Origin of the sequence: Variovorax sp. CCNWLW225, from assembly GCF_037204045.1 — a bacterium.
In the GTDB taxonomy this organism is placed as follows: domain Bacteria; phylum Pseudomonadota; class Gammaproteobacteria; order Burkholderiales; family Burkholderiaceae_C; genus Variovorax.
This window is the reverse complement of the sequence record NZ_JBBCBV010000039.1, coordinates 1-3,173: the sequence shown is the minus strand read 5'-3', so window position 1 is coordinate 3,173 and position 3,173 is coordinate 1. Positions and strand designations below refer to the sequence as shown.

Sequence of the window (3,173 nt, the reverse complement as noted above, 5' to 3'; positions counted from 1 at the left end):
GCGGCGTCCTACTCTCACAGGGGGAAACCCCCGACTACCATCGGCGCTGAAGAGCTTAACTTCCGTGTTCGGTATGGGAACGGGTGTGACCTCTTCGCTATCGCCACCAAACAAATTGAGAGTGTTCTCTCAAAACTAGATAACAGATGTGACATCATTCAAAAATATGGTTAAGTCCTCGATCGATTAGTATCTGTCAGCTCCATGTGTCGCCACACTTCCACCTCAGACCTATCAACCTGATCATCTTTCAGGGATCTTACTTCCTTGCGGAATGGGAAATCTCATCTTGAGGGGGGCTTCATGCTTAGATGCTTTCAGCACTTATCCCGTCCGCACATAGCTACCCAGCGATGCCCTTGGCAGAACAACTGGTACACCAGCGGTGCGTCCATCCCGGTCCTCTCGTACTAAGGACAGCTCCTCTCAAATTTCCTGCGCCCGCGACGGATAGGGACCGAACTGTCTCACGACGTTCTGAACCCAGCTCGCGTACCGCTTTAATGGGCGAACAGCCCAACCCTTGGGACCGACTACAGCCCCAGGATGCGATGAGCCGACATCGAGGTGCCAAACCTCCCCGTCGATGTGGACTCTTGGGGGAGATAAGCCTGTTATCCCCGGGGTAGCTTTTATCCGTTGAGCGATGGCCCTTCCATGCGGAACCACCGGATCACTAAGCCCGACTTTCGTCCCTGCTCGACTTGTAGGTCTCGCAGTCAAGCTCCCTTGTGCCTTTACACTCTGCGAATGATTTCCAACCATTCTGAGGGAACCTTTGGGCGCCTCCGTTACCTTTTAGGAGGCGACCGCCCCAGTCAAACTGCCCACCTGACACTGTCTCCCCGCCCGATAAGGGCGGCGGGTTAGAAGGTCAATACAGCCAGGGTAGTATCCCACCGATGCCTCCACCGAAGCTGGCGCTCCGGTTTCCAAGGCTCCTACCTATCCTGTACAAGCTGTACCAACATTCAATATCAGGCTGCAGTAAAGCTCCACGGGGTCTTTCCGTCCTGTCGCGGGTAACCTGCATCTTCACAGGTACTATAATTTCACCGAGTCTCTCGTTGAGACAGTGCCCAGATCGTTGCGCCTTTCGTGCGGGTCGGAACTTACCCGACAAGGAATTTCGCTACCTTAGGACCGTTATAGTTACGGCCGCCGTTTACTGGGGCTTCAATTCGCACCTTCGCTTACGCTAAGCGCTCCTCTTAACCTTCCAGCACCGGGCAGGCGTCAGCCCCTATACTTCGCCTTACGGCTTCGCAGAGACCTGTGTTTTTGCTAAACAGTCGCCTGGGCCTATTCACTGCGGCTCTCTCGGGCTTGCACCCTAACAGAGCACCCCTTCTCCCGAAGTTACGGGGTCATTTTGCCGAGTTCCTTAACGAGAGTTCTCTCGATCACCTTAGGATTCTCTCCTCGCCTACCTGTGTCGGTTTGCGGTACGGGCACCTCTCACCTCGCTAGAGGCTTTTCTTGGCAGTGTGGAATCAGGAACTTCGCTACTATATTTCGCTCGCCATCACAGCTCAGCCTTATGGGAAACGGATTTGCCTATTTCCCAGCCTAACTGCTTGGACGCGGATATCCAATACCGCGCTTACCCTATCCTCCTGCGTCCCCCCATTGCTCAAATGGTGAGGAGGTGGTACAGGAATATCAACCTGTTGTCCATCGCCTACGCCTTTCGGCCTCGGCTTAGGTCCCGACTAACCCTGAGCGGACGAGCCTTCCTCAGGAAACCTTAGGCATTCGGTGGAGGGGATTCTCACCCCTCTTTCGCTACTCATACCGGCATTCTCACTTCTAAGCGCTCCACCAGTCCTTCCGGTCTGGCTTCACAGCCCTTAGAACGCTCTCCTACCACTGTTCGAAGAACAGTCCGCAGCTTCGGTGATACGTTTAGCCCCGGTACATTTTCGGCGCAGAGTCACTCGACCAGTGAGCTATTACGCACTCTTTAAATGGTGGCTGCTTCTAAGCCAACATCCTGGTTGTCTAAGCAACTCCACATCCTTTTCCACTTAACGTATACTTTGGGACCTTAGCTGGCGGTCTGGGCTGTTTCCCTTTCGACTACGGATCTTATCACTCGCAGTCTGACTCCCAAGGATAAGTCATTGGCATTCGGAGTTTGACTGAATTCGGTAACCCGGTAGGGGCCCCTAGTCCAATCAGTGCTCTACCTCCAAGACTCTTACCTTGAGGCTAGCCCTAAAGCTATTTCGGAGAGAACCAGCTATCTCCAGGTTCGATTGGCATTTCACCCCTACCCACACCTCATCCCCGCACTTTTCAACGTGCGTGGGTTCGGGCCTCCATTCAGTGTTACCTGAACTTCACCCTGGACATGGGTAGATCACCTGGTTTCGGGTCTACGACCACGTACTCATGCGCCCTATTCAGACTCGCTTTCGCTGCGGCTCCGCATCTTCTGCTTAACCTTGCACGGGATCGTAACTCGCCGGTTCATTCTACAAAAGGCACGCCATCACCCGTTAACGGGCTCTGACTACTTGTAGGCACACGGTTTCAGGATCTCTTTCACTCCCCTTCCGGGGTGCTTTTCACCTTTCCCTCACGGTACTGGTTCACTATCGGTCACTAGGGAGTATTTAGCCTTGGGAGATGGTCCTCCCGGATTCCGACGGAATTTCACGTGTTCCGCCGTACTCAGGATCCACTCAGGAGAGAACGAAGTTTTGACTACAGGGCTGTTACCTCCTATGGCGGGCCTTTCCAGACCTCTTCATCTACCTCGTTCCTTTGTAACTCCGTACAGAGTGTCCTACAACCCCAAGAGGCAAGCCTCTTGGTTTGGGCTAATCCCGTTTCGCTCGCCGCTACTCAGGGAATCGCATTTGCTTTCTCTTCCTCCGGGTACTTAGATGTTTCAGTTCCCCGGGTCTGCCTTCTCATATCCTATGAATTCAGATATGGATACCACTCCATTACGAGTGGTGGGTTTCCCCATTCGGAAATCTCCGGATCAAAGCTTGCTTACAGCTCCCCGAAGCATATCGGTGTTCGTCCCGTCCTTCATCGGCTCCTAGTGCCAAGGCATCCACCGTGCGCCCTTTCTAACTTAACCGTTAAAAAGAATCACTATGTGATATCTTGTATTACTTGAATGTGATGTCTACTGTTATCTAGTTTTCAAAGAACACGTT

At 53.0% G+C, this 3,173-nt stretch carries 2 rRNA genes; both read right to left on the bottom strand.

Annotation, left to right across the window (positions count from 1 at the left end):
• Positions 1 to 111, bottom strand: a 5S ribosomal RNA gene (gene rrf, locus V9L20_RS27175); the annotation flags it as partial.
• 55 nt (positions 112 to 166) lie between these two features.
• Positions 167 to 3,094 (bottom strand): 23S ribosomal RNA (locus V9L20_RS27170).
• Between the last annotated feature and the right edge of the window lie 79 nt (positions 3,095 to 3,173).